The sequence below is a fragment of the Collimonas sp. genome (genome assembly GCF_039923675.1).
Taxonomy (GTDB): domain Bacteria; phylum Pseudomonadota; class Gammaproteobacteria; order Burkholderiales; family Burkholderiaceae_D; genus Collimonas.
On sequence record NZ_JBDTCG010000019.1, the window covers coordinates 72,789 to 94,181 of the forward strand.

A 21,393-nucleotide genomic window follows, 5' to 3' on the forward strand; every position below is an offset into this window, starting at 1 on the left:
TATGTACCCTGACCGCGTTGTCTCTGGTATGCGCCCGACTGGCGCTCTGCATCTTGGCCACTATCACGGCGCGTTGAAAAACTGGGTAAGGCTGCAATCTGAATTGCCCTGCCTGTTCTTTGTCGCCGACTGGCACGCGCTGACCACGCATTACGACGATCCGAGCGTGATCGAAACCAGTACCTGGGACATGCTGATCGACTGGCTGGCCGCAGGCGTGGATCCGTCGCAAGCGACCTTGTTCATCCAGTCCAAGGTGCCGGAACACGCCGAATTGCATCTGCTGCTGTCGATGGCGACGCCGCTCGGTTGGCTGGAGCGGGTGCCGACCTACAAGGACCAGCAGGAAAAACTTGCCGACCGCGACCTGGCGACCTACGGCTTCCTCGGTTATCCCTTGCTACAGGCGGCCGACGTCCTGATCTACCGCGCCAGCCAGGTGCCGGTGGGCGACGACCAAGTGCCGCATATCGAGATGATGCGCGAAATCGCGCGTCGCTTCAATCATCTGTACGGCAAAGAAAAGGGTTTCGAGGAAAAGGCGCAGGAAGCCGTCAAGAAGCTCGGCAGCAAGCGCGCCAAGTTGTATAACGAATTGCGTACGCAGTTCCAGCAGCAAGGCATCGAGAGCGCGTTGGAACAGGCCAAGGCCATGCTGGACGACGCCCAGAACCTGTCCATGATCGACCGCGAGCGTCTGTTCGGGTTTCTCGAAGGCAGCCGCAAGCTGATATTGTCGGAGCCGCAAGCGCTGCTGACCGAGTCTTCGCGTTTGCCGGGGCTGGATGGGCAGAAGATGTCCAAAAGCTATGGCAACGCCATTGCCTTGCGCGAAGAAAAAGATGTGGTCACCAAGAAGGTGCGCACCATGCCGACCGACCGGGCGCGAGTACGCCGCACCGATCCGGGCGATCCGGACAAGTGTCCGGTATGGCAATTCCACGTGGTGTATTCCGATGATGCCACCCGCGAATGGGCGGCCAAGGGTTGCCGCAGCGCCGGTATCGGTTGTCTCGAATGCAAGCAGCCGGTAATCGACGCCATCATTCGCGAGCAGGAGCCGATGCATGAACGCGCCCAGCAATATCTCGACGATCCGTCGCTGGTGCGGGCGATCGTAGCCGACGGCTGCGACCATGCCCGCAAACTGGCGCAGGATACGATGCGCGACGTGCGCGAGGCGATGGGCTTGAGCTACAGTTGACCGCAGGTCTTTGAGTGAGTGCATTGATAAATTCCGCCTCTGTGTCCCTCTGGATTAGCCGCTTCGGCGGACTGATACCAGCTGGCACCGTCCTTGACCTTGCCTGCGGCAGCGGCCGCCACGCTCTTTGGCTGGCGAGCCTGGGCCTGGATTTGCGGGTGCTGGCGGTAGACCGCAATCCGGCGGCGCTGGCCGAGATCGCTGCTGGCGGTGTCACTGGCGTGAGCGGCGTAACTACTCGTCAGGTCGAACTGGAAGCCGGCCCGTCGGCTGAGCTTGAACAGTTATTCCGGCCCCGCCGGTTTAGCGGCGTGGTGGTGACCAATTACCTGCACCGTCCCTTGTTTCCGCTGGTTCTGGACAGCGTGGCGCCGAAGGGTGTTTTACTCTATGAAACATTTGCCGCGGGTAATGAGCAGTTTGGCAAGCCATCCAATCCCGATTTTTTGCTGCGGCCGGGCGAATTGCTGTCGTTGCTGGCCGCCGATAAGGCCGGTTCCTGGCATGTGCTGGCATTTGAAGACGGCTACACGGAACAGCCGAAACCCGCCATGGTGCAACGCATTTGCGCCATCAAGCAGGTGGGCGACATGGCGTCAGCGTTGCGGCTGGCGTAAAAGTCCGGGTTATATCGCTGGTGGGCTACGCTTTGGTTGCTGTGAGGTAATTGTATTTATACCTTGTTTTACAAGCGGAAATACCCCATAGCCACTGTGATCCGCTACAATCATTCTTTTATTTTTTCGCATCCACGATCATGATCAAGGGCAGCATTGTTGCAATCGTTACTCCCATGCATACCGACGGCAGTCTCGACTTGCCGGGTTTGCGCAAGCTGATTGACTGGCATATAGCCGAAGGCACCGATGCGATCGTCATCGTAGGTACGTCGGGCGAATCGCCGACGGTTACGGTTGAAGAGCATTGCGCCCTGATCAAGCTGGCGGTGGATCATGCCGCCAAGCGGATCCCTATCATTGCCGGCAGCGGCGGTAATTCCACTGCGGAAGCGATCCAGTTGACGCGCTTTGCCAAGGAAGCCGGCGCCGACGCCTCCCTGCAAGTGGTGCCTTATTACAATAAGCCTACGCAAGAGGGCATGTACCAGCATTTCAAGAAAATCGCTGAATCGGTCGACTTGCCGATCATCCTGTATAACGTCCCTGGCCGCACCATTGCCGATATGAGCAATGAGACGATTTTGCGCCTGGCGCAGGTGCCGGGAATTATCGGCGTCAAGGATGCTACCGGCAATATCGGCCGCGGCTCCGACCTGATTCGTCTGGCGCCCACCGATTTTGCCGTATATTCCGGAGATGATGCTACTGCGATGGCGCTGATGCTGTGCGGCGGCAAGGGCAATATCTCTGTCACCGCCAACGTGGCGCCGCGCGATATGCATCTGTTATGCGTTGCGGCTATGAACGGAAACGTGGCCGAAGCTGTCCAACTTAATAACAAACTTTTGCCGCTGCACTTTACATTGTTTGTGGAGCCGAATCCCGTGCCCGTGAAATGGGCGCTCACCGAGATGGGCATCATGGCCGACGGTATCCGTTTGCCATTGCTGCCCCTGGCTGCCGAGTATCATGATGCCGTGCGTGCGGCATTGCGTGAATCGGGTGTATTACAATAAGCTGCGCTGACAGGCGTTTTCCCTAGAACTTCCTTCGTCTTTTTGATCCTGTATCCACATGACTATTCGCAAGAACATTCCATCGACTCAATTCAGTCTCCCGCAACGTGGCATTGTTATCGCTTTGGCGCTGGCCGGTCTGGCAGGATGCTCTTCGATCAATTCGGTGCTTGAACCGGATCGTATCGATTACAAAAGCGCAGGCAAGGTGACTGCGCCGAAGCTGGACATCCCGCCTGATCTGACGCAGCTGCAGCGTGAAAATCGTTATGCGATTCCTGAGTCGAACGCAGGTACGGCTACCGCTTCCGGCTACAACCTGGAGCAGGGCGCCCGTCCAGCTGCCGCTGCAGCAACAGTGGCGCCGAATGCTGCGCCCGACATGCATATCGAGCGCGATGGTTCGCAGCGCTGGCTGGTAGTCAATGCAACGCCTGACAGCCTGTGGCCAAAGGTCAAGGATTTCTGGCAGGATTCCGGCTTCCTGATCAACATCGAAAATTCGGAAACCGGCGTGATGGAAACCGACTGGGCTGAAAACCGCGCCAAGATCCCGCAGGATTTTGTCCGCAATACCTTGGGCAAGGTATTCGATTCGCTGTACTCGACCGGTGAGCGCGACAAGTTCCGCACCCGCCTGGAACGCGGACCGAACGGCACTACCGAAATCTACATCAGCCATCGTGGCGCCGAAGAAGTCTTGTCGGGTGCGCAAAAAGAATCGAGCATCTGGACCGCGCGTCCTGCCGATCCGCAACTGGAAGCTGAATTCCTGGCGCGTCTGATGGGTCGCCTGGGCGCCGATGAAGTGAAGGCCAAGGCAGCTGTCGCCAATACCCCTTCGCTGCAAGCGCGTTCCAAACTGTTGAAGAGCGCTGCCGGCGATTCGGTGCAAGTGGATGAAGGATTTGACCGCGCATGGCGTCGGGTCGGCCTGGCGCTGGACCGCGTCGGCTTCACCGTCGAAGATCGTGATCGTAACCAAGGCGTGTACTTTGTGCGCTACGTCGATCAGGATGCAGATGCCAAGGACAAGAAGTCGGATAAGGGTTTCTTCGCCAAGATATTCAGCAGCTCGGACAGCGACAAGGCAAAAAATGCCGCCAGCTATCGTATTGTGGTCAAGGGTTCCGATACTGGCAGTCTGGTCACTGTGCAGGACAAGGATGGCAAGCCTGACCTGACCAAGAATTCCGACAAGATTCTGGGTTTGTTGAACGAACAGTTGAAGTAAGTTAATTCACCAGCATGCAGTAAGCAAGATCGCAATGCGTTGTTAACCAGGATCTATCCTTGAAATTCGCAAGCTTGGGTAGTGGCAGTGAAGGCAACGCATTGCTGATTTCAGCAGCTTCCGGCAGCACCACGACCAACGTGATGCTCGATTGCGGTTTCGGCATTCGCGAAACCGAACGGCGTCTGGCCCGCCTGGGCCTGGACGGCGCCTCTCTCTCGGCGATTGTCGTCACCCACGAACATCAGGATCATATTGGCGGCGTCTTCAAGTTCGCCCGTCGTTATCGTTTACCTGTCTGGCTCACCTTTGGCACTTTCCAAGCCGCTCTGCGCCAGGATTGTTCCGGCGTTACCGTCGGCTTTTGCCGCGATGGCGACGCACTCGCTATCGGCGATCTCCAGCTGACTCCCTATACGGTTCCACACGATGCGCGCGAGCCGGTGCAGTACGCCGCCACGGACGGCAATCGCAAATTAGGGGTGCTGACCGATGCCGGCAAGCTGACCGATCATCTGGTGCAAGCCTTGAGTGGTTGCGATGCCTTGGTGTTGGAGTGCAATCATGATCGCGAGATGCTGCGCAATTCGGCTTATCCGCCATCGCTCAAGCGGCGCATCGGCGGCGAGTACGGTCATTTGTCGAACGAAGCGGCGTGTGAAATCCTGAAGGCGCTCGATCAGTCGCGTTTGCGCAAGGTGGTTGGCGCGCATCTGAGCGCGCGAAATAATTTACCGGAGCTGGCTTATGCGGCGCTATGCAACGCACGGCATAGTGAGCTGGTGGAGATAACGATCGCTTGCCAGGAAGAGGGTTTCGGCTGGATCGATATTTGACTGGGACTGGAAACGAGGGAGTGGGCGGCAGGGAGGGTAGCTTGATCCCGGCTTAACATATTCTGGGCAATAAAAAAGCCGACCAGAGGTCGGCTTTTTTTACGCAACCAATGATTACTTGGAAGCAGCAGGTGCGGCAGCAGCTTTAGCAGCGTCAGCAGCAGCGTCAACAGCTGTGTGAGCAGCATCAGCAGCAGCGGAACCAGCGGCAGCAGCAGCTGTACCAGCAGCGGCGCCAGCATCAGCAGCAGCGGAACCAGCGGCAGTTGCAGCAGCGGCAGCGTCGGATGCAGCGGAAGCCGCAGCGTCAGCAGCAGCAGGAGCAGCCATTGGCGCTGGAGTAGCGTCAGCAGCAGGAGCAGCGTCGTCTTTTTTGCCGCAAGCAGCCAGAGTCAGAGCCAACAGGGATGCGATCAACAGTGTTTTTTTCATGAATGTTCCTTCAGTAGTAATCAAAATTTTTGCGATGAATAATTACCGGTAATTATCGCTCTACAGGATGTTTTCGCAGTGCTTTGCCGGGACTGCGCATCGCGATGCAACAAAAACTTTCCAGCTCAGGATTATAGCCGGAATTTGTTAAATATGACATTGACGGTTTGCTATTTGGTAAGAATTTGTATCAACGCAACAGCGCTTTTCAAACTTATGGAGCGGCTTCAAGCATATCGGCGATGCGTGACCGTCGCGAACCGTCAAAATTTCCTCTGAAAAGTGAGGTGCTTTAAAATTAAAAAAGTATTTGCGATATATGTCGCTGAATGTCGGATTGGCTTCGTATTTGTTAAATACTGTCAATCGTGAATATTATTTAAGCAAACTGGCAGTAAATATTAATTCGAGATTTGTTTTATTATTAATTACATTTAACGAATTTCTATTTGTTTTATGTCTGATTTTTATGCAAAATTTTTTTCGATCTTTGGCGGTTATTCAAATATCTTGGTCCGATAATAAAACCGCCATTCCGGTTTTCCGTGCCCGAAGAAGGATGTTCTTGGAAAATGTAACCATTCCAGAAACATCCAGCCACAATTATCCGAGCGTCACCCAGCCGTCTTCATACCAAGTGTAGAGCGCATCCAGCACGTCGGTCGAGATGTTGGCGGCGGCTTCGCTATCCAGGCGGCGCTGGTCTGCCAGCAAGGTCAGGGAGGCCTTGTCGGCGCGGCCGATGGCAAACGATTCACCATTGATGAATACATGTTTGCCGCGATACAGCATCTGGGTTTTACGCGACAGCGCCACGCCGCGCTTGTTCAGTGATGCTGTGAAGCGTGCCAGCGTCAGCGGCTTGGCAGGTGATTCGAAAAATACGCTGGCTTTTGGTTCGGACAGATATTGGCCGACGAAAATGGCGATGTCGTCATCAGTGAAGCGGACTTTGTTCAACTCATCCGAAATCTGCGCCAGCATACTGCCGCTGATCTCTGCGGGATGCTTGCTGGTTTCCAGGTCCGGGTCGGCATAGCGCCCGGGCAGGTCGATCGAATCGGCCATGAACTGCAAGAACGCTTCACCCAGCTCTTGAAACGGCGGCGCGCGGAAACCGATGGAATAGGTCATGCACTCGCCGATGGCGACGCCATCGTGTGCGTATTGCGGCGGCAGGTAGAGCATGTCGCCAGGTTCCAGGACGAATTCCTGCTCGGGCTCGAAATTCTTGAGTATCTTCAGCGCGCTGCCTTCCACGAGCGTCAGGTCTTGGGTGGCGCCGATTTTCCAGCGGCGCTGGCCATGCGCCTGCAATAAAAACACATCGTACGAATCGAAGTGCGGGCCGACGCCGCCGGTGTCGGTGGCGTAGCTGATCATCAGGTCGTCCAACCGGGCGTCGGGGATGAAGCGGAATTGGCGCAGCAGCGCATCGGCGTTGTCGTCATGCAGGTTGACGCCTTGCACCAGCAGGGTCCAGTCTTTCTGGCCCATGCCCGGCAACTCGGTGATCGGACCGTTGCTGACTTGCCACTGTTTCTTGAAGTGGGTTATCAGCCGCGATTCGACGTCATCGCGCTGCGCCATTTCAAACAGCGCTGCGGGTTGCAGCAATGGTGTAAAGCCAGGGAAGGCTTGACGGATCAGTAGCGGCTTCTTGTGCCAGTAGTCGCGCAGGAATTCTGCGGGCGTCAATCCGCCCAGGAGTGTGGAATTTTTCATGCGCGTATTATATCGGTTTCGATGCTGCGGTTTATATACTGCGGTTTGCATGCCTTAAAATTAGGCAATGGATGCCGATTCCATATGCTATCGGCGTTTTGCGGTTGCATTATCGAGGTCGGGCCAGTAAAAATTTGCGTCGTTGGCAAGGTGAGACCGTTCCGGCGGGTATAATCCCAACGCATGTTAAATGAAAGGAATGATCATGAAGATTGCCAAAAATACGGTAGTGACTGTCCGCTACAAATTGTCAGATGCCCAAGGCAATCTGATCGAAGAAAGCAGCGAGCCGATGGTGTATTTGCACGGCGGTTATGAAAATACGCTGCCGAAAATCGAAGAAGCGCTGGATGGCAAGGAAACCGGCTATCAGACCGAGCTGCAAGTCGAGCCGGATGATGCGTTTGGCGAATACGACTCCAACCTGGTCAAGATAGAGCCGCGCAATCGTTTGCCGACACCGCTGGAAGTCGGTATGCAATTCGAAGGCACGCCGGATAATGAAGACGAAGAAGAGCAAGCGTTGATTTTCACGGTGACTGATATCGCCGATGACAAGGTTGTGCTTGACGGTAATCACCCATTGGCCGGCATCGCTTTGCGTTTCGATCTGAGCGTCACGGAAGTGCGCGCCGCGACAGAAGAAGAGATCGCCCATCAGCATGTCCATGGCGCTCACGGCCATCATCACGACGACCATGACGAAGATGGTGCTGACGATCACTTCCGCAGTCATCCTATCCACTAAGTCTGAGTTCAAGCCGGACTTTTGGTTTGATCGCTAATCACAGGGCGGTGGTTGCCGCCCTGTGATGTCTTTGCCCTTGAAATGCTACGCGAACAACGCCTGTACTTCGCGCTGCATGTCGGGGGCAAGCTGGCCAGCCTCCCTGGCCAGGTTGATTTGCTTGGCAGCCCTTGCCACTGCAACGCTGGCTTGCTCCAGTTGATACCCGCCTTTCCATATCAGCCATGCCAGGACGTCGGCCAGATGCCAGATGGCGACATTGCCATCGTGAATCGGGGCAGGGAAGCTGGCGTTATTCACCATCAGCTTGCGCATGTTCTGGCGGCTCACCCCCAGTAACTCTGCCACATCGGTCAATCCCACGAAGTCAGGTGCGGCTTCAATCAATTTGGCGCTTGGAATGGCGCGCTTGATGTCTGCCAGCGCACTTAGCAGCGCCGCTTCGGCATTACCGGATTCGCGCGTGAATTCGAGGGCAATGCGGCGCACCTGGCCCACGCCAATCAATGCATCATCGCAACCTGCCGCTCCGAGGCGTTCCACCAGTTCATCGTGGTTGCAGTCCGCGGCGGATAGCTGGTACTTCAAGGTGAAGGTATATTCCATGGCCTTACTCCGTTTTTTTGCTGGATGTCAGTATTTGCTGCTTGTGCGTCGTGTAGTTGTCGATAACGCGTTTTAAAGCGCGGGCATGATTACCCGGGTTTTTTGGCGTGCTCCAGACGCTGGTGATGCAAAACTCGCCGCAACGGCGTTCATTGTCGTTATAGGGACAGTAAATCTTGCCCCAGGCGTGACTGCCACCTATCTTCACCTTCCAGCCGTTGCCTTCTGCATGTTTGAGAGATTCTTCAATTTCCTTCTGCGGATGGGTGGGGCGAGTCATGAATGTCTCCAGTCTAGTTGGCCGGACTCAGGATGTCAAGTGACAACCTTGGCGTTATTTCGCAACGCAAGCCCGAGCGAATGCCATCTTCGCAAAGGAATGGCTTGAAAAGTAGCCTTTTTATTAACGAATGGAGAAGTTAGGCGAGACCTTAGAGCGCAGGTTCTCAGGCGGTCGGCGGATAAAGCCGCCAGGGCGGCAGTGCTTATCGGCGCGACAGTGCTGCTTGCTCTGACGGCCTGCCAAGGTCGAACAGTTTGGGATTGGCAGGGTCGAAATTGACCTTCAGCCAGCTGCCGCTGATTTCCAGGTCGCCCAGGTTGCGCTGCCAGATAATGGCTGTGGAGCTTGGCGGCTGGGCTTCATGCGGGCCGTGGATGATCAGCACCTTGCCTTCGAACTGGCTGGCGTGGGCGCTGATGCGCTGGCGGATTTCGGCAAAGCCGTCGCGCTTGACGTTAAAGTCGAAGACGCGGTGGCGCTGGGTGGCCAGCGGGTCGCCATCGCAAAACAAGACAACGGCATCCGATTTTTTTTGTGAAGCGTTCAGGAAAACCCGTTGCAGCCATTCGCGGTTGGCGATCTGGCGGTCTTCGAATTCGCTGTTGCGGCCGCCTTCCGCCATGTAGTGGTTGTTGGTTGCCGGCAGGTTGATGGTGGCGAACACGACATTGCCGATCTCCCAGCGTGCGTTCTCCACGTAACTGTGGAATTTTGGCGAGGTCGATTGCCTGATCAGCGGGATCTTGCTGTCGCCGAAAGAAAATTCATCAGAAAAGAACAGGTCGCGTACCCGGTTCAAGCGCTCGATCGCTGCAGAATGGTCGGCCGCAGTCCGGCAGGCCGCCCAGTCGCTTGCCGACAGCGACACGATCAAGCCGTTTTTGGCGCTATTCAACAGGCTCTTGCGTTGGTTATACAGCTGGTCCGAGCAAGGCTCGCTGCTGGCCTTGATGCCGTTGGCCACCACAAAAGCCAGGTTGTCGGCGTCGGTTTCAGTGATCGCGTTGCGCAGCGTTGTTTCGTCTGCATTGCCACGGAAGGCATGAGCGATCACGCCAAAGCTGAAACTGCTGCTGTCCGCAAACGCCGCGCCGCAATTTACCATCAGTGCCGCCGTCAAGGTCAGCAGCAACGCCAGCCTCAAGGTCGGGACAGAAGGTGATTTGCGTAGCGGCCGAGCGTTCATCAGTTTTTTTGCGCCGTGGCGAGATGTTTCAGGCGGTATAGCTGTTCCAATGCTTCGCGCGGCGTCAAGGCGTCCGGATCGATGCCATCCAGCGTCGCGATCAGTTCGCTACCCAGGGTATCGCTCCCTGCGCCGGTATCCGTCTCGTCATCTGCTGCCATATTCGCGGCTTGCGAAAACAGATCGAACTGCGGTATCGGTTGCATCGACTGCGATTCCAGCAACGCGAGGTGCTTGCGGGCGGCGCGGATCACCGGCGCCGGCACGCCGGCAAGTTGCGCCACCTGCAAACCATAACTTTGCGAGGCCGGCCCAGCTTGCACTGCATGCAGGAACACGATGCTGTCCTTATGCTCGACCGCCGACAGATGGACGTTGGCGGCCGACGGGTGCAAGTCCGGCAGCTGGGTCAGTTCAAAGTAGTGGGTGGCGAACAAGGTAAAGCTACGGCTGACGTCGATCAGGTGACGCGCAATCGCCCACGCCAGCGCCAGGCCGTCGAAGGTCGAAGTGCCGCGGCCGACTTCATCCATCAGCACCAGCGAGTTGTCGCTGGCGCCATTAAGGATAGCGGCCGATTCGGTCATCTCCACCATGAAGGTGGAACGGCCGCCAGCCAGGTCGTCTGCTGCGCCGATGCGAGTGAAGATGCGGTCGATCGGACCCAGCACGGTGCTGTCCGCAGGCACGTAACTGCCAACATAAGCCAGCAGAGTGATCAGCGCCACCTGGCGCATGAAAGTCGATTTACCACCCATGTTAGGGCCGGTGATCAACAGCAGCTTGCGTTCGGTCGACAGCTGGCAGTCGTTGGCGATGAAGCGTTCAATCTGCTTTTCGACCACCGGATGGCGGCCCTGCAGGATCTGGATCGCCGGCTCGGCCACCAGTTGCGGTACGCACCAGTCATGACGCGCGGCGTGATCGGCCAGCGCTACCAGCGTATCGAGCTGGGCCAGCGCGTGGGCGATGTTTTGCAGGGTGCCGATATGCGGCGCCAGGTCTTGCAAGATCTGCTCGTATAGTGCTTTCTCGCGAATCAGCGCCCGCTCTTGCGCCGACAACGCCTTGTCTTCAAACGCTTTCAGTTCCGGCGTAATGTAACGCTCGGCATTCTTCAGCGTCTGACGGCGGCGGTAGTCGTCCGGCACCTTGTCGGTCTGGCCGTGTGTGACTTCGATGTAGAAGCCGTGCACCTTGTTATATTCGACGCGCAAGTTGGCGATGCCGGTACGCGCTCGTTCGCGCGTCTCCAGGTCGACCAGGAACTGGCCGGCGTTTTCCGACAGTCCGCGCAATTCATCCAGCTCGGCATCGAAACCGGTGGCGATCACGCCGCCATCGCGCACCATGGTCGACGGTTCGGCGGCGATCGCGCTCTGCAGCAATTGCAGGCAGTCAACCGGGGTTTCCAGCGCGCGTTGCAGTTCTTGCAGCAACGGCACCTGGCCGTCGCTGCCGCACAGAGCGACGTCGGCGCGCAGCGAATCCAGCTGCAGCAAGCCGTCGCGCAAACCGGCTAAGTCGCGCGGCCGCGCCGACAGCAGGGCGATACGCGCGGTAATCCGCTCGATATCCGGTACTGCGCTCAATGTGCTGGAAAGGGCGCTGCCGGCATCCGCCGCCATCAAGGCGCCGATGGCGGCATGACGACCGCGCGCCACCGCCTGGTCGCGCTTGGCGTGGTGCAGCCAATGGCGCAGCAGGCGCGAACCCATCGCGGTGCGGCAGTGATCCAGCAGCGAAAACAGGGTCGGCGCGCCGGACGATGAATCCTGGCCGCGGATGGTTTCGGTCAGTTCCAGGTTGCGGCGGGTGGCGGCGTCAAGGCCGATGAATTCATTTTCGGTTTCTACCGTCAGGGTACGGACATGCTGCAAGCCCTTGCCCTGGGTCGATTGGGCGTAGCGCAGCAATGCGCCGGCGGCGCCGATGGCTGCGCTCAAGCCTTCTGCACCGAAACCGCTCAAGGTGCTGACGGCGAGCTGGTCGAGCAGCGACTTCTGGCCGTGGGCGATATCGAAATGCCATTCCGGCACGTTGGTGGCCTTGTCGATCACGCCCTTGGCCAGCATCGGGCCTGCCACATTCGCGACCATATCGGCCATCAGGATTTCCGCCGGCGCGATGCGCTCAAGTTCCTGCTTCAGCAAAGTGTCCAGCGTCGCCGGCTCGCAAGCGAATTCCATCATCTTCAACGCGCCGCTGGCCATCGACAGCCAGGCCAGGCCGACCTTGACGGCCTTGCGCTGCTGGGTGATGAACAACGCCAGCAGCGGCTGGTCGGATTTCTCCGGCAGCAGGTTGGAGTCGGTCAGGGTGCCGGGAGTAATCACGCGCAGCACCTTGCGGTCGACCGGCCCCTTGCTCGTCGCAGGGTCGCCGATCTGTTCGCACAAAGCTACCGATTCGCCCAGCTTGATCAGCTTGGCGAGATATTGATCGGCCGAGTGGAAAGGGACGCCGCACATCTTGATCGGCGCATTGTTGTAGGTGCCGCGTGAAGTCAACGTGATGCCGAGCAGGCGCGTAGCCTTTTCCGCATCCTCGAAAAACAGTTCGTAGAAATCTCCCATCCGATAGAACACGAGCGTGTCCGGATAGTCGGCCTTGATGCCGAGGTATTGCTGCATGCCTGGTGAGACTTTTTGTGCCGCGACCGTCATTGGGCGGCTCGCTGATGAAAAACTGGGTGCATTAAATAGGTTCTTTCTCAAGCCGGTGTGAGCTTGATTGCTATCGTGTTTAGGTATAGCCGATATTGTAAGCTGAAGCAGCCCCAGCCGCCATTTCTTTGCGGCTCAGACAACAACCCCTGGTTGCTTGCCGCGCTTATTGTGCTTTTTGTGCTTACCTTGGTGGCGCGGCGTCCTGGTAAAACATTTCCCGCATCAGGAACTGCTGCAGTTCATCCGTATCCTTGAGGCGCGCGCTGAGTGTAATCACGCGGCCCAGGCGGTGCGAGCGCCAGGGGATGTCGGTCTGGGTTTTCTTGCGGATCATTTCGATTATCTTGTTGACGATGGCCATTTCGATGCTGGCGTCGGTGCCGCGTTCGACCGGGATATATTGGGTCGCGTTGCGGTTGTTGTCGGTGCTCCAGCCGTGGAACACCAGATTGGCGCGGAATGGGGTTTTATCGCGCACCTCGAAGATGCCGCCATTTTTCGCCTTGTCTATGCCCATCCAGCCACGTTGCGCCTGGATGTTGGCGCGCGCGATGTCGTTCGGCGATTGCGGCGCATCTTCGCTTGGCGAGTTGTCGCCTTCCATTGCACGTTCCTGCGCCTGGGCGGCTTCGCGCTTCTCGCGCGCCGCCTGGATGTGCGAAGAAAAATCCTCCTCTACCGATTGCGCGTATTTGGGTGTATCAGGCTGAGGAGTGACTACGGTTTCCGGGGCGACCGGTGTAATCGGTTTGCGAATCTGGACCGTTCTCGGGGTTACCTTGTGCGGCTTGGCCGGCGCCGGGGCGGTCTTTGGTTTGGCCGGCGGCGTCTTGGCCGGCTGCTTCGGCGCATTGGTTGGCGCTGGCGCCAGCGTAATGCTTACCGTGCCCATATTGCCGGGCGCCGGGGTTGACGGCAGCTCGATCGGCAACCGAGTCAGCAGATACCAGATACCGAATGCGTGGAACAGGATCGAAATCAGCACGCCGACGATCTTGGGAATGCGTTGCTGATTGGCGCGCCGCTTGTCTAGCCACGACAACTTTCTTGGTTTTGCACTCCTTTCCGTCATCGGTTCAGCCTTGTTTGGTTGACTTGCGGGCAAGTCTGCTGGCGGCGTCATGGACAGCCGCGCGGTTCGTGAATAAAAAGCCAGGATCTAAATTGCGCATTTTACGGCAACCAGTTCAAAACACCATTACCTGCAACCCGTCCGGAGGCCATGCATGCGGTCAACAAATAACCGCCGGTAGGGGCTTCCCAATCCAGCATTTCGCCAGCGCAAAACACGCCCGGCACGGATTCCAGCATGAGTTGCCGGTTTATCCCTTCAAACGCCACGCCGCCCGCGCTGCTGATGGCTTCATCGATAGGGCGCGGCGCCAGCAACGTCAAGGGCAAGGCCTTGATGGCATGCGCCAGGCATAGCGGATCGATAAAATCCGTGGGTGTCACCAATTCTCGCAGCAAGCCGGTCTTGACGCCTTTCAATCCCAGCCGGCTTTGCAGATGGCTGGACCATGAACGTGCGCCACGCGGCCGGGCTACTTCATCGATCACGCGTTGCAAAGGCCAATCTGGCAGCAGGTCGATCTTGATAACGGCGTTGCCGCTGGCAGCGATGCTGTCACGCAAACCGGCCGACAGCGCATAGATCAGGCTGCCCTCGACGCCGTTGGTGCTAACCACAAACTCGCCTTGCTTGCGCAATGCCGGCGGGCCGCCGTTGCCATCGTCGATCAGGATGGCGACCGACTTCAAATGCTGGCCGGCAAAGCGGTCGCGGAAATAGTCGCTCCAGCCGACATCGAAGCCGCAATTGGATGGCAGTAGCGGCGTCACCTGCACCGCACGTTGCGTTAGCAGCGGTACCCATTTGGCGTCGGAGCCGAGTCGCGCCCAGCTGCCGCCGCCAAGCGCCAGCACCACCGCATCGGCGCTGGCTGTGTGGTTTCCTTGCGGCGTCTCGAAAAGCAATGTATCGGACGCGTCCCAGCCCAACCAGCGATGGCGCATGTGAAACCGCACGCCGGCCAGGCGCAAGCGGTGCAGCCATGCACGCAACAGCGGTGCGGCTTTCATGTCGGTCGGAAACACGCGGCCGGATGAGCCGATGAAGGTGTCTATGCCCAGTGCCTGGACCCATGCGCGCAGCGCGTCCGGGCCGAACTGTTCCAGCAGGGGGGCGATCTGTTCACGGCGCGCGCCGTAGCGTGACAGGAAGGCTTCGCAGGGTTCCGAATGCGTCAGGTTCATGCCGCCTTTTCCTGCCAGCAGGAATTTACGGCCGACCGAAGGCATGGCGTCGAATACGTCAACCTGCACGCCGGCGGCGGCCAGCACTTCGGCGGCCATCAATCCGGCAGGGCCGCCGCCAATAACAGCCACGTTCCTGGCCATTTTTTTTTCTGCTTTTTGTATCTCGGGATTATTCAACGAAGTCATCTATAGCTGTGAGACTGCCGGACGCAATGCCGGTCAGGCAGGGGTTGCAACTTTACCATAGAGAGGGATTCTTTATAGCGCTGAAGCAAGCGATGCGATGGCTCGGGTGGCGAGATTGGCAGCAAATATTCTCCAAAAAACTTTTGTCCGCGGAAAGCACGGAAAACACGGAAAACCCCGAAGTTCAAGGCGTGCTTGGGCTTTTTCAGTGTTTTCCGTGCTTTCCGTGGAAAAATATTTTCCTGATTAATAAGAAGGAAATGCAAAAAAAGAGGCCGGTTTGCACCGGCCTCTTTTACAGAGAGTTACATTTTTTTTGCCAGATAAACGCTAGGAAACAATAACGAATATCGCTGCAGATTGCGCTTCGGTTCAGCGCTTCAGCTGGCTGATATCGCGCACCGCGCCGCGGTCGGCCGAAGTCGCCATGGCGGCGTACGCTTGCAACGCTTGCGATACATAACGCTGGCGACTGGCCGGCTTCCAGGCATCCTTGCCCTTGGCTTCCATCGTTGCGCGCCGTTGCGCCAGTTCGCTGTCGCTGATCTTCAGGTGCATGCGGCGTTCCGGGATATCGATTTCGATGGTGTCGCCTTCTTCCACCAGGCCGATGGCGCCGCCTTCCGCCGCTTCCGGCGAAGCATGGCCGATCACCAGGCCGGAGGAACCGCCCGAGAAGCGGCCGTCGGTGAACAGCGCGCAGGATTTACCCAGGCCTTTGGACTTGATGTAGGAAGTCGGGTACAGCATTTCCTGCATGCCCGGGCCGCCTTTCGGTCCTTCGTAACGGATGATGACGACGTCGCCGGCATGCACCGTATCGCCGAGGATCGCTTCCACTGCATCGTCCTGGCTTTCGAAGACGCGGGCGCGGCCGCTGAACTTGAGAATGCTTTCATCGACGCCTGCGGTTTTCACGATGCAGCCGTTTTCCGCCAGGTTGCCGTACAAGACCGCCAGCCCGCCATCCTGCGAATAGGCATGCGCCTTGTCGCGGATGCAGCCGTTGCTGCGGTCGGTGTCGAGGCTGGTGAAGCGTTTTTCTTGCGAAAATGCGACCTGGGTCGGTACGCCGCCGGGCGCTGCGCTGAACAGCTTGTGTACTGCAGCGTCCTGGGTTTGCGTGATGTCGTTGTTGGCGATGGCGTCGCCCAGGGTCTTGGAGTGAATGGTCGGACGGCTGGTGTCGAGCAAGCCGGCGCGCGCCAGCTCGCCCAGGATGCTGATGATGCCGCCGGCGCGATGCACGTCTTCGATATGGTATTTGTCGGTCATCGGCGCCACCTTGCACAGGCAAGGCACGTGGCGCGAGATGCGGTCGATGTCGGCCATCTTGAAATCGACTTCCGCTTCCTGCGCTGCGGCCAGCAAATGCAGCACGGTGTTGGTCGAGCCGCCCATCGAGACATCCAGTGTCATGGCGTTTTCAAACGACGCCTTGTTGGCAATATTGCGCGGCAGGACAGAATAGTCATCCTGCTCGTAGTGACGTTTGGCCAGCTCGACAATCAGGCGGCCGGCGCGCAGGAACAATTCCTTGCGGTCGGCGTGCGTGGCGAGAATGGTGCCGTTGCCGGGCAGCGCCAGGCCCAGCGCTTCGGTCAGGCAGTTCATCGAGTTGGCGGTAAACATGCCGGAACAGGAACCGCAGGTAGGGCAGGCCGAGCGTTCGATTTCAGCGATATCGGCATCGCTGACTGAGGGGTCGCCGGCCTTGATCATGGCGTCCACCAGGTCGATCTTGAAAATCTTCTGGTCGATCACCGCCACGCCCGGCAGTTTTTCAACCACCTTGCCGGCTTCCATCGGGCCGCCGGAAACGAACACCACCGGGATATTCAGGCGCATGGCAGCCATCAGCATGCCCGGCGTGATCTTGTCGCAATTCGAGATGCACACCATGGCATCGGCGCAATGGGCGTTGACCATGTACTCGACCGAATCGGCGATCAGTTCGCGCGAGGGCAGCGAGTACAGCATGCCGCCGTGACCCATGGCGATGCCGTCATCCACCGCAATCGTATTGAATTCCTTGGCGACGCCGCCGGCCGCTTCGATCTCGCGGGCGACCATCTGGCCCAGGTCCTTCAGGTGGACGTGGCCCGGGACGAATTGGGTAAAGGAATTGACCACCGCAATGATCGGCTTGTCGAAATCGCCGTCTTTCATGCCTGTGGCGCGCCAGAGTGCGCGGGCGCCGGCCATGTTGCGGCCGTGGGTGGTGGTGCGGGAACGATATTGCGGCATGATGTGCATCTCCAGAAATAATGGCTTTAGGGCTGACGCTAGAGTGCCTTGCCCATAACGCTGTGTCAAATATATGATTTGTGGCTTATTAATATAAATTGCATATATATTGAATTCATTGGATTTGTGAGCGATTTACCATGACAGTGATCCGTTTTGCTTTTATTTTCTAAAAAATTAACAAAATATAGAAAAAAATTCTAATAAATATTATTTTCAAGCAAATTGTTGCGACAATTTTCCATGGCTACACTCCTACAATAGACACAGGTAATCTCAACGTACAGCACAATTTGGAGGCTCCCATGTCTACCGATAATTCTCCCGGTTCCCCGGCTACGCATGTCGACACGCAATTAGTCCATTGCGGCCGTGAGCCTGCGCGCTTTGCAGGGATGGTGAACACGCCGGTTTTCCGCGGCTCGACCATCATCGCCAACAACCTGGAAGACTGGGAGGCCAGCCGCCAGATCGACAATCCGATGTCCAACTACGGCCGTTTCGGCACGCCGACCACGCGCTCCTTCGAGCAGGCGATCGTCACGTTGGAAGGCGGCCACAACTGCCTGGTGTTTCCATCCGGCCTGTCGGCTTGCACCCACAGCATCATGGCCTTCGTCAAAAGCGGCGATCACGTGCTGATTACCGACAGCGTGTACGGCCCGACCCGCACCTTCGCCGACCGCGTCTTGCGCCGCATGGGGGTGGAAGTCGAATATTTCGATCCGCTGATCAGCGGCGAAATTCGTACTTTGCTGCGGCCGAACACCAGCGTGGTGTTTGTCGAGTCGCCCGGTTCGTGGACTTTTGAAGTGCAAGATATTCCGGCCATCGCTGAAGAGGCGCATAAAGTCGGCGCCTATGTCTTGCTCGACAATACCTGGGCCACGCCTTTGTTTTTCAAGCCGTTCGAACACGGTGTCGATGTCTCGATCCACGCCGCCACCAAATACATCGTCGGTCATTCCGATGCCTTGCTCGGTGTCGCCAGCGCCAATGAGCGCGCCTGGAGCATTCTCAAGAATGGCGCCCACGATTTCGGCCAGACCGCCGGCCCGGACGATATCTACCTGGCCTTGCGCGGCATGCGCAGCATGGCGGTGCGCCTGCGCCAGCATTGGGAAAACGGCATCCAGCTGGCCGAGTACCTGCGCACCCAGCCGCTGGTCGAGAGCGTCCTGCATCCAGCCTTGCCATCCGATCCCGGCCACAAATTGTGGAAGCGCGATTTCCTCGGTGCCAGCGGGCTGTTCACGGTCGAGCTGAAAGAGGTCGGCCGTCCGGCTTTGTCCAAGTTCTTTGAAAGCCTGCAGTTGTTCGGCATCGGCCTGTCATGGGGCGGCTTTGAAAGCCTGGCGCTGCCGCTGGACAAGCCGCCTACCCGGGTCGCCTCCAAGACCACGTACCAGAATCCACTGGTGCGGGTGCATGTGGGCCTGGAAAATCTCGATGACCTGGTGGCGGACATGGGGCAGGCGTTCAAGTGCATGGAGCAAGCGCTATAAATGAACTGGCGGGTCGGACTATTTGGGGCTAATCCAATCCTGCATAGTCGAGCGGTAGGGCGGTAGTGTGCTTGATCTGCTCCATCGCAAAGCTGGCGTTGACGTCGAACAGCGCGTTCGACTGCGTCAGCTTCTGGTACACCGCATCGTAGGCGGCGATGTTCGGCACCACCACTCGCAACAGGTAATCGATATTGCCGCTCATGCGGTAAAACTCCACCACTTCCGGAATCAGTTTTACGGTATTACTGAATTGGGCATACCAGTTGGCGTTATGCTGGCTGGTCTTGATCGAGACGAATACCGTTACGCCGACATTCAGCTTGTCGGCATCCAGCAGCGCCACGCGGCGCAATATCACTCCATCCTCTTCCATCTTCTGTATGCGGCGCCAGCATGGCGTCGACGACAGGTTGACCTTCTCGGCGATTTCCGCCACCGGCGTGCTGGCGTCTTCTTGCAGGATGGCGAGAATCTGTTTATCTATTTTATCCATGGTCGACTTGATTGAAGGGTGGGGCAGGCCGGCGCGTGGCGCAATCCGGCAGAACCGAGTTTAGCGCCAGTTGCGTCGGCATGGTGGTTTTCGAGTGTTTTGCCTATGTACTTGATTGACATTGCAGTCCGGGTGGAAGATATTAACGGCGCGATATCTATAATTACAAGAAGGAGACAAAATTGCGCATTCCATTACCAACATCATTCCGCCTGAGCCCCATGACGCGAGCGCTTACCCTGGCGACCCGCACTGCCGCACTGATCGGCGCCGGGCTGGTTATCAGCGCCCCCGCCAGCGCGGCGAATTTTTCCCAGATGGTGTTCTTCGGCGATTCGCTGACTGACAGCGGTTATTTTACCGGCGTCGGCAAACAGGCTTCGTTTACCACCAATCCCGATCCGGTCTGGGCGCAGCTGCTGGCGCACAAATACGGCACCGCCGCCAACCCTGCAGCCATCCTGACGCCAAGCGGCGTGCAGGCTGCCGGCGGCACCGATTATGCGGTGGGCGGCGCTCGCGTCACCAGTCAGAATGGCTGGCCGGATGCGGCGACCGCGCCTCTGGTGCCAACCGTCACCAGTCAGGTCAACGGCTATCTGGCGGCCAATCCGCATCTCGACGGCAAGGGACTGTATGCGGTCTGGGCCGGCGCCAATGACGTTTTCGGCTATACCAATACCAGCGCCGGCGCCTTGCTCAATCCGGCCACCCAAGCTGCTACCGCGGCGCTGGTGATCCAGCAAGTGACCGGCGAAGCCGCCAATGTGGTGGGGCTGGTACGGCAATTACAGCAAGCCGGCGCCGGTACCGTGCTGGTGGTCAATCTGCCCGATGTCGGCAAGACGCCGGAAGGGACCTCTATTCCGGCGCTGGCGACCTTGTGGAGCGCTTCATCCAGCAGTTTCAATGCCGCGCTGAATTCCGGTTTGAACGGGCTCGGCGGCAATATCGTGGCGATTAATGCCTATGGCCTGTTGCGCGAAGTGATCGCTAATCCGAGTGTGTACGGCTTCACCAATGTCACCACGCCGGCCTGCACCACCTCGTCTTCCTCGACCTGCACCACCTCGACGCTGGTGGCGCCCGGCGCAGATAAAACCTACCTGTTTGCCGACGGCGTGCATCCGACCGGCGCCGGCCACGCCATCCTGGCGCAATACGTTGAATCGGTATTGCAGGCGCCAGGCCAGATCGGCATGCTGGCGGAAGTGCCGCTGGCCAGCGCCCAGACTTTCACGCGCGCCATCGACGACCGCTTGCGTCTGACACCGCGGGCCGGGCAGGTGGAAGCCTATGCGGCCTATGACAATACCCATCAGAGCCTGGATCACAACGGCAATAATCCCGGTCTTGACGGTTCGGCCAACAGCCTGACTGTCGGTGTCGACTATGCGGTCAACCAGAATGTCACGGTCGGCGGCGCCTTCGGTTTTACCCATAACCGGGCGAATTTCGGCAACGATAGCGGCGGCTTCAAGCTGGGCCAGGCGATGCTGTCGGCATATACCCAATACCGCGATGGCGCCTGGGCCCTCAACGCCATCGGCATGGTTGGCTCGCTGCAGTACAACGACGTTACCCGAAACATCGCACTGGGTCCGGCCATCCGCAGCGAAAGCGGCGACGCCAATGGTCATCAGTTCCTGTTCCGCATCGGCGGCCAGTATGACTTCGACCTCGGCGCAGCGACGCTCAGCCCGGTTGCCAACCTGACCTGGCAACAAGTCAACGTCGGCGGCTATGCGGAAAACGGCAACGACAGCACGGCGATGAACTTCAACTCGCAAACACGTAATTCGCTGGTCTCCAGCCTGGGTGCGCAAATCACCAGCAAGCTGACGCTGGGCAGCTATGCGCTGCAGCCGTTTGCCAAGCTGGCCTGGGAAAAGGAGTTTGAGAACAGCGATCGCGACGTCCGCGCCAACCTGATCGGCATGGCCGGCAGCTTCGGCCTGCCGGCCTATCAGGGACCAAGCAACAGCGGCCGGGTGGAACTCGGCGCCAGCATTGCACTGGCGACGGATTTCAGCGCCTACGCCAGCTATAACGGCCAGTTCGCCGGCAGTAACAAAATCAACTCGTTCCAGGTCGGCTTGAAAAAGGCGTTCTAAAACGACTAGCCGATTCCAGGATCGGCG

The 21,393-nt window shown here is 58.1% G+C and carries 18 protein-coding genes; 8 read left to right on the forward strand and 10 right to left on the reverse strand.

The window, feature by feature from the left end:
• Position 1: 1 nt before the first annotated feature.
• The 5 genes from ABI171_RS05395 (at position 2) to ABI171_RS05415 (ending at position 4,910) form a co-directional block, all read left to right on the forward strand.
• On the forward strand, positions 2-1,204 hold the full coding sequence (locus ABI171_RS05395) for a tryptophan--tRNA ligase (RefSeq protein ID WP_348091586.1): 1,203 nt from the start codon (positions 2-4) through the stop codon (positions 1,202-1,204).
• Between the two features lie 41 nt (positions 1,205-1,245).
• On the forward strand, positions 1,246-1,821 hold the full coding sequence (locus tag ABI171_RS05400) for a methyltransferase domain-containing protein (protein ID WP_348091587.1): 576 nt from the start codon (positions 1,246-1,248) through the stop codon (positions 1,819-1,821).
• 140 nt (positions 1,822-1,961) lie between these two features.
• Positions 1,962-2,840 carry a 4-hydroxy-tetrahydrodipicolinate synthase gene (gene dapA / locus ABI171_RS05405; RefSeq protein ID WP_348091588.1) on the forward strand — a complete coding sequence of 293 codons (879 nt, stop codon included), beginning with the start codon at positions 1,962-1,964 and terminating at the stop codon, positions 2,838-2,840.
• A 58-nt stretch (positions 2,841-2,898) separates the two neighbouring features.
• Positions 2,899-4,074, forward strand: a complete 1,176-nt coding sequence (bamC, locus tag ABI171_RS05410) for an outer membrane protein assembly factor BamC (RefSeq protein WP_348091589.1) — start codon at positions 2,899-2,901, stop codon at positions 4,072-4,074.
• Between the two features lie 59 nt (positions 4,075-4,133).
• A complete protein-coding gene (locus ABI171_RS05415; protein WP_348091590.1) occupies positions 4,134-4,910 on the forward strand; it encodes an MBL fold metallo-hydrolase in 777 nt (258 codons plus the stop codon).
• A 114-nt stretch (positions 4,911-5,024) separates the two neighbouring features.
• On the opposite strand, the gene ABI171_RS05420 is transcribed toward ABI171_RS05415, so the two are convergent.
• On the reverse strand, positions 5,025-5,342 hold the full coding sequence (locus ABI171_RS05420) for a hypothetical protein (protein WP_348091591.1): 318 nt from the start codon (positions 5,340-5,342) through the stop codon (positions 5,025-5,027).
• A gap of 603 nt (positions 5,343-5,945) precedes the next feature.
• On the reverse strand, positions 5,946-7,067 hold the full coding sequence (locus ABI171_RS05425; protein ID WP_348091592.1) for a cupin domain-containing protein: 1,122 nt from the start codon (positions 7,065-7,067) through the stop codon (positions 5,946-5,948).
• 205 nt (positions 7,068-7,272) lie between these two features.
• On the opposite strand from ABI171_RS05425, the gene ABI171_RS05430 reads away from it, so the two are divergent.
• Positions 7,273-7,815, forward strand: coding sequence for a peptidylprolyl isomerase (locus tag ABI171_RS05430; RefSeq protein ID WP_348091593.1), 543 nt, complete (start codon positions 7,273-7,275; stop codon positions 7,813-7,815).
• 84 nt (positions 7,816-7,899) lie between these two features.
• Here the strand turns inward: ABI171_RS05430 and ABI171_RS05435 are convergent, their stop codons facing one another.
• From ABI171_RS05435 to ilvD, 7 genes are all read right to left on the reverse strand, one after another.
• Positions 7,900-8,421, reverse strand: a complete 522-nt coding sequence (locus ABI171_RS05435) for a DNA-binding protein (protein WP_348091594.1) — start codon at positions 8,419-8,421, stop codon at positions 7,900-7,902.
• 4 nt (positions 8,422-8,425) lie between these two features.
• The gene (locus ABI171_RS05440; protein WP_348091595.1) at positions 8,426-8,701 is read right to left on the reverse strand and encodes a hypothetical protein; all 276 of its coding nucleotides are present in this window, start codon (positions 8,699-8,701) and stop codon (positions 8,426-8,428) included.
• 205 nt (positions 8,702-8,906) lie between these two features.
• A complete protein-coding gene (locus ABI171_RS05445; RefSeq protein ID WP_348091596.1) occupies positions 8,907-9,890 on the reverse strand; it encodes a hypothetical protein in 984 nt (327 codons plus the stop codon).
• Positions 9,890-12,556, reverse strand: coding sequence for a DNA mismatch repair protein MutS (gene mutS, locus ABI171_RS05450; protein ID WP_348091597.1), 2,667 nt, complete (start codon positions 12,554-12,556; stop codon positions 9,890-9,892). The genes ABI171_RS05445 and mutS overlap by 1 nt, the downstream gene beginning before the upstream one ends.
• Before the next feature lie 184 nt (positions 12,557-12,740).
• Complete coding sequence (locus tag ABI171_RS05455; protein WP_348091598.1) at positions 12,741-13,601, reverse strand: hypothetical protein; 861 nt, start codon at positions 13,599-13,601, stop codon at positions 12,741-12,743.
• 131 nt (positions 13,602-13,732) lie between these two features.
• On the reverse strand, positions 13,733-14,959 hold the full coding sequence (locus ABI171_RS05460; protein ID WP_348091599.1) for a TIGR03862 family flavoprotein: 1,227 nt from the start codon (positions 14,957-14,959) through the stop codon (positions 13,733-13,735).
• Between the two features lie 417 nt (positions 14,960-15,376).
• Complete coding sequence (ilvD, locus tag ABI171_RS05465; RefSeq protein ID WP_348091600.1) at positions 15,377-17,251, reverse strand: dihydroxy-acid dehydratase; 1,875 nt, start codon at positions 17,249-17,251, stop codon at positions 15,377-15,379.
• 305 nt (positions 17,252-17,556) lie between these two features.
• On the opposite strand from ilvD, the gene metC reads away from it, so the two are divergent.
• The gene (gene metC / locus ABI171_RS05470; RefSeq protein ID WP_348091601.1) at positions 17,557-18,756 is read left to right on the forward strand and encodes a cystathionine beta-lyase; all 1,200 of its coding nucleotides are present in this window, start codon (positions 17,557-17,559) and stop codon (positions 18,754-18,756) included.
• Positions 18,757-18,784: 28 nt separating this feature from the next.
• Here the strand turns inward: metC and ABI171_RS05475 are convergent, their stop codons facing one another.
• A complete protein-coding gene (locus ABI171_RS05475; protein WP_348091602.1) occupies positions 18,785-19,252 on the reverse strand; it encodes an Lrp/AsnC family transcriptional regulator in 468 nt (155 codons plus the stop codon).
• Between the two features lie 221 nt (positions 19,253-19,473).
• Here ABI171_RS05475 and ABI171_RS05480 point away from each other — a divergent pair, with 221 nt between their 5' ends.
• A complete protein-coding gene (locus ABI171_RS05480; RefSeq protein ID WP_348091603.1) occupies positions 19,474-21,366 on the forward strand; it encodes an autotransporter domain-containing protein in 1,893 nt (630 codons plus the stop codon).
• Positions 21,367-21,393 lie beyond the last annotated feature (27 nt).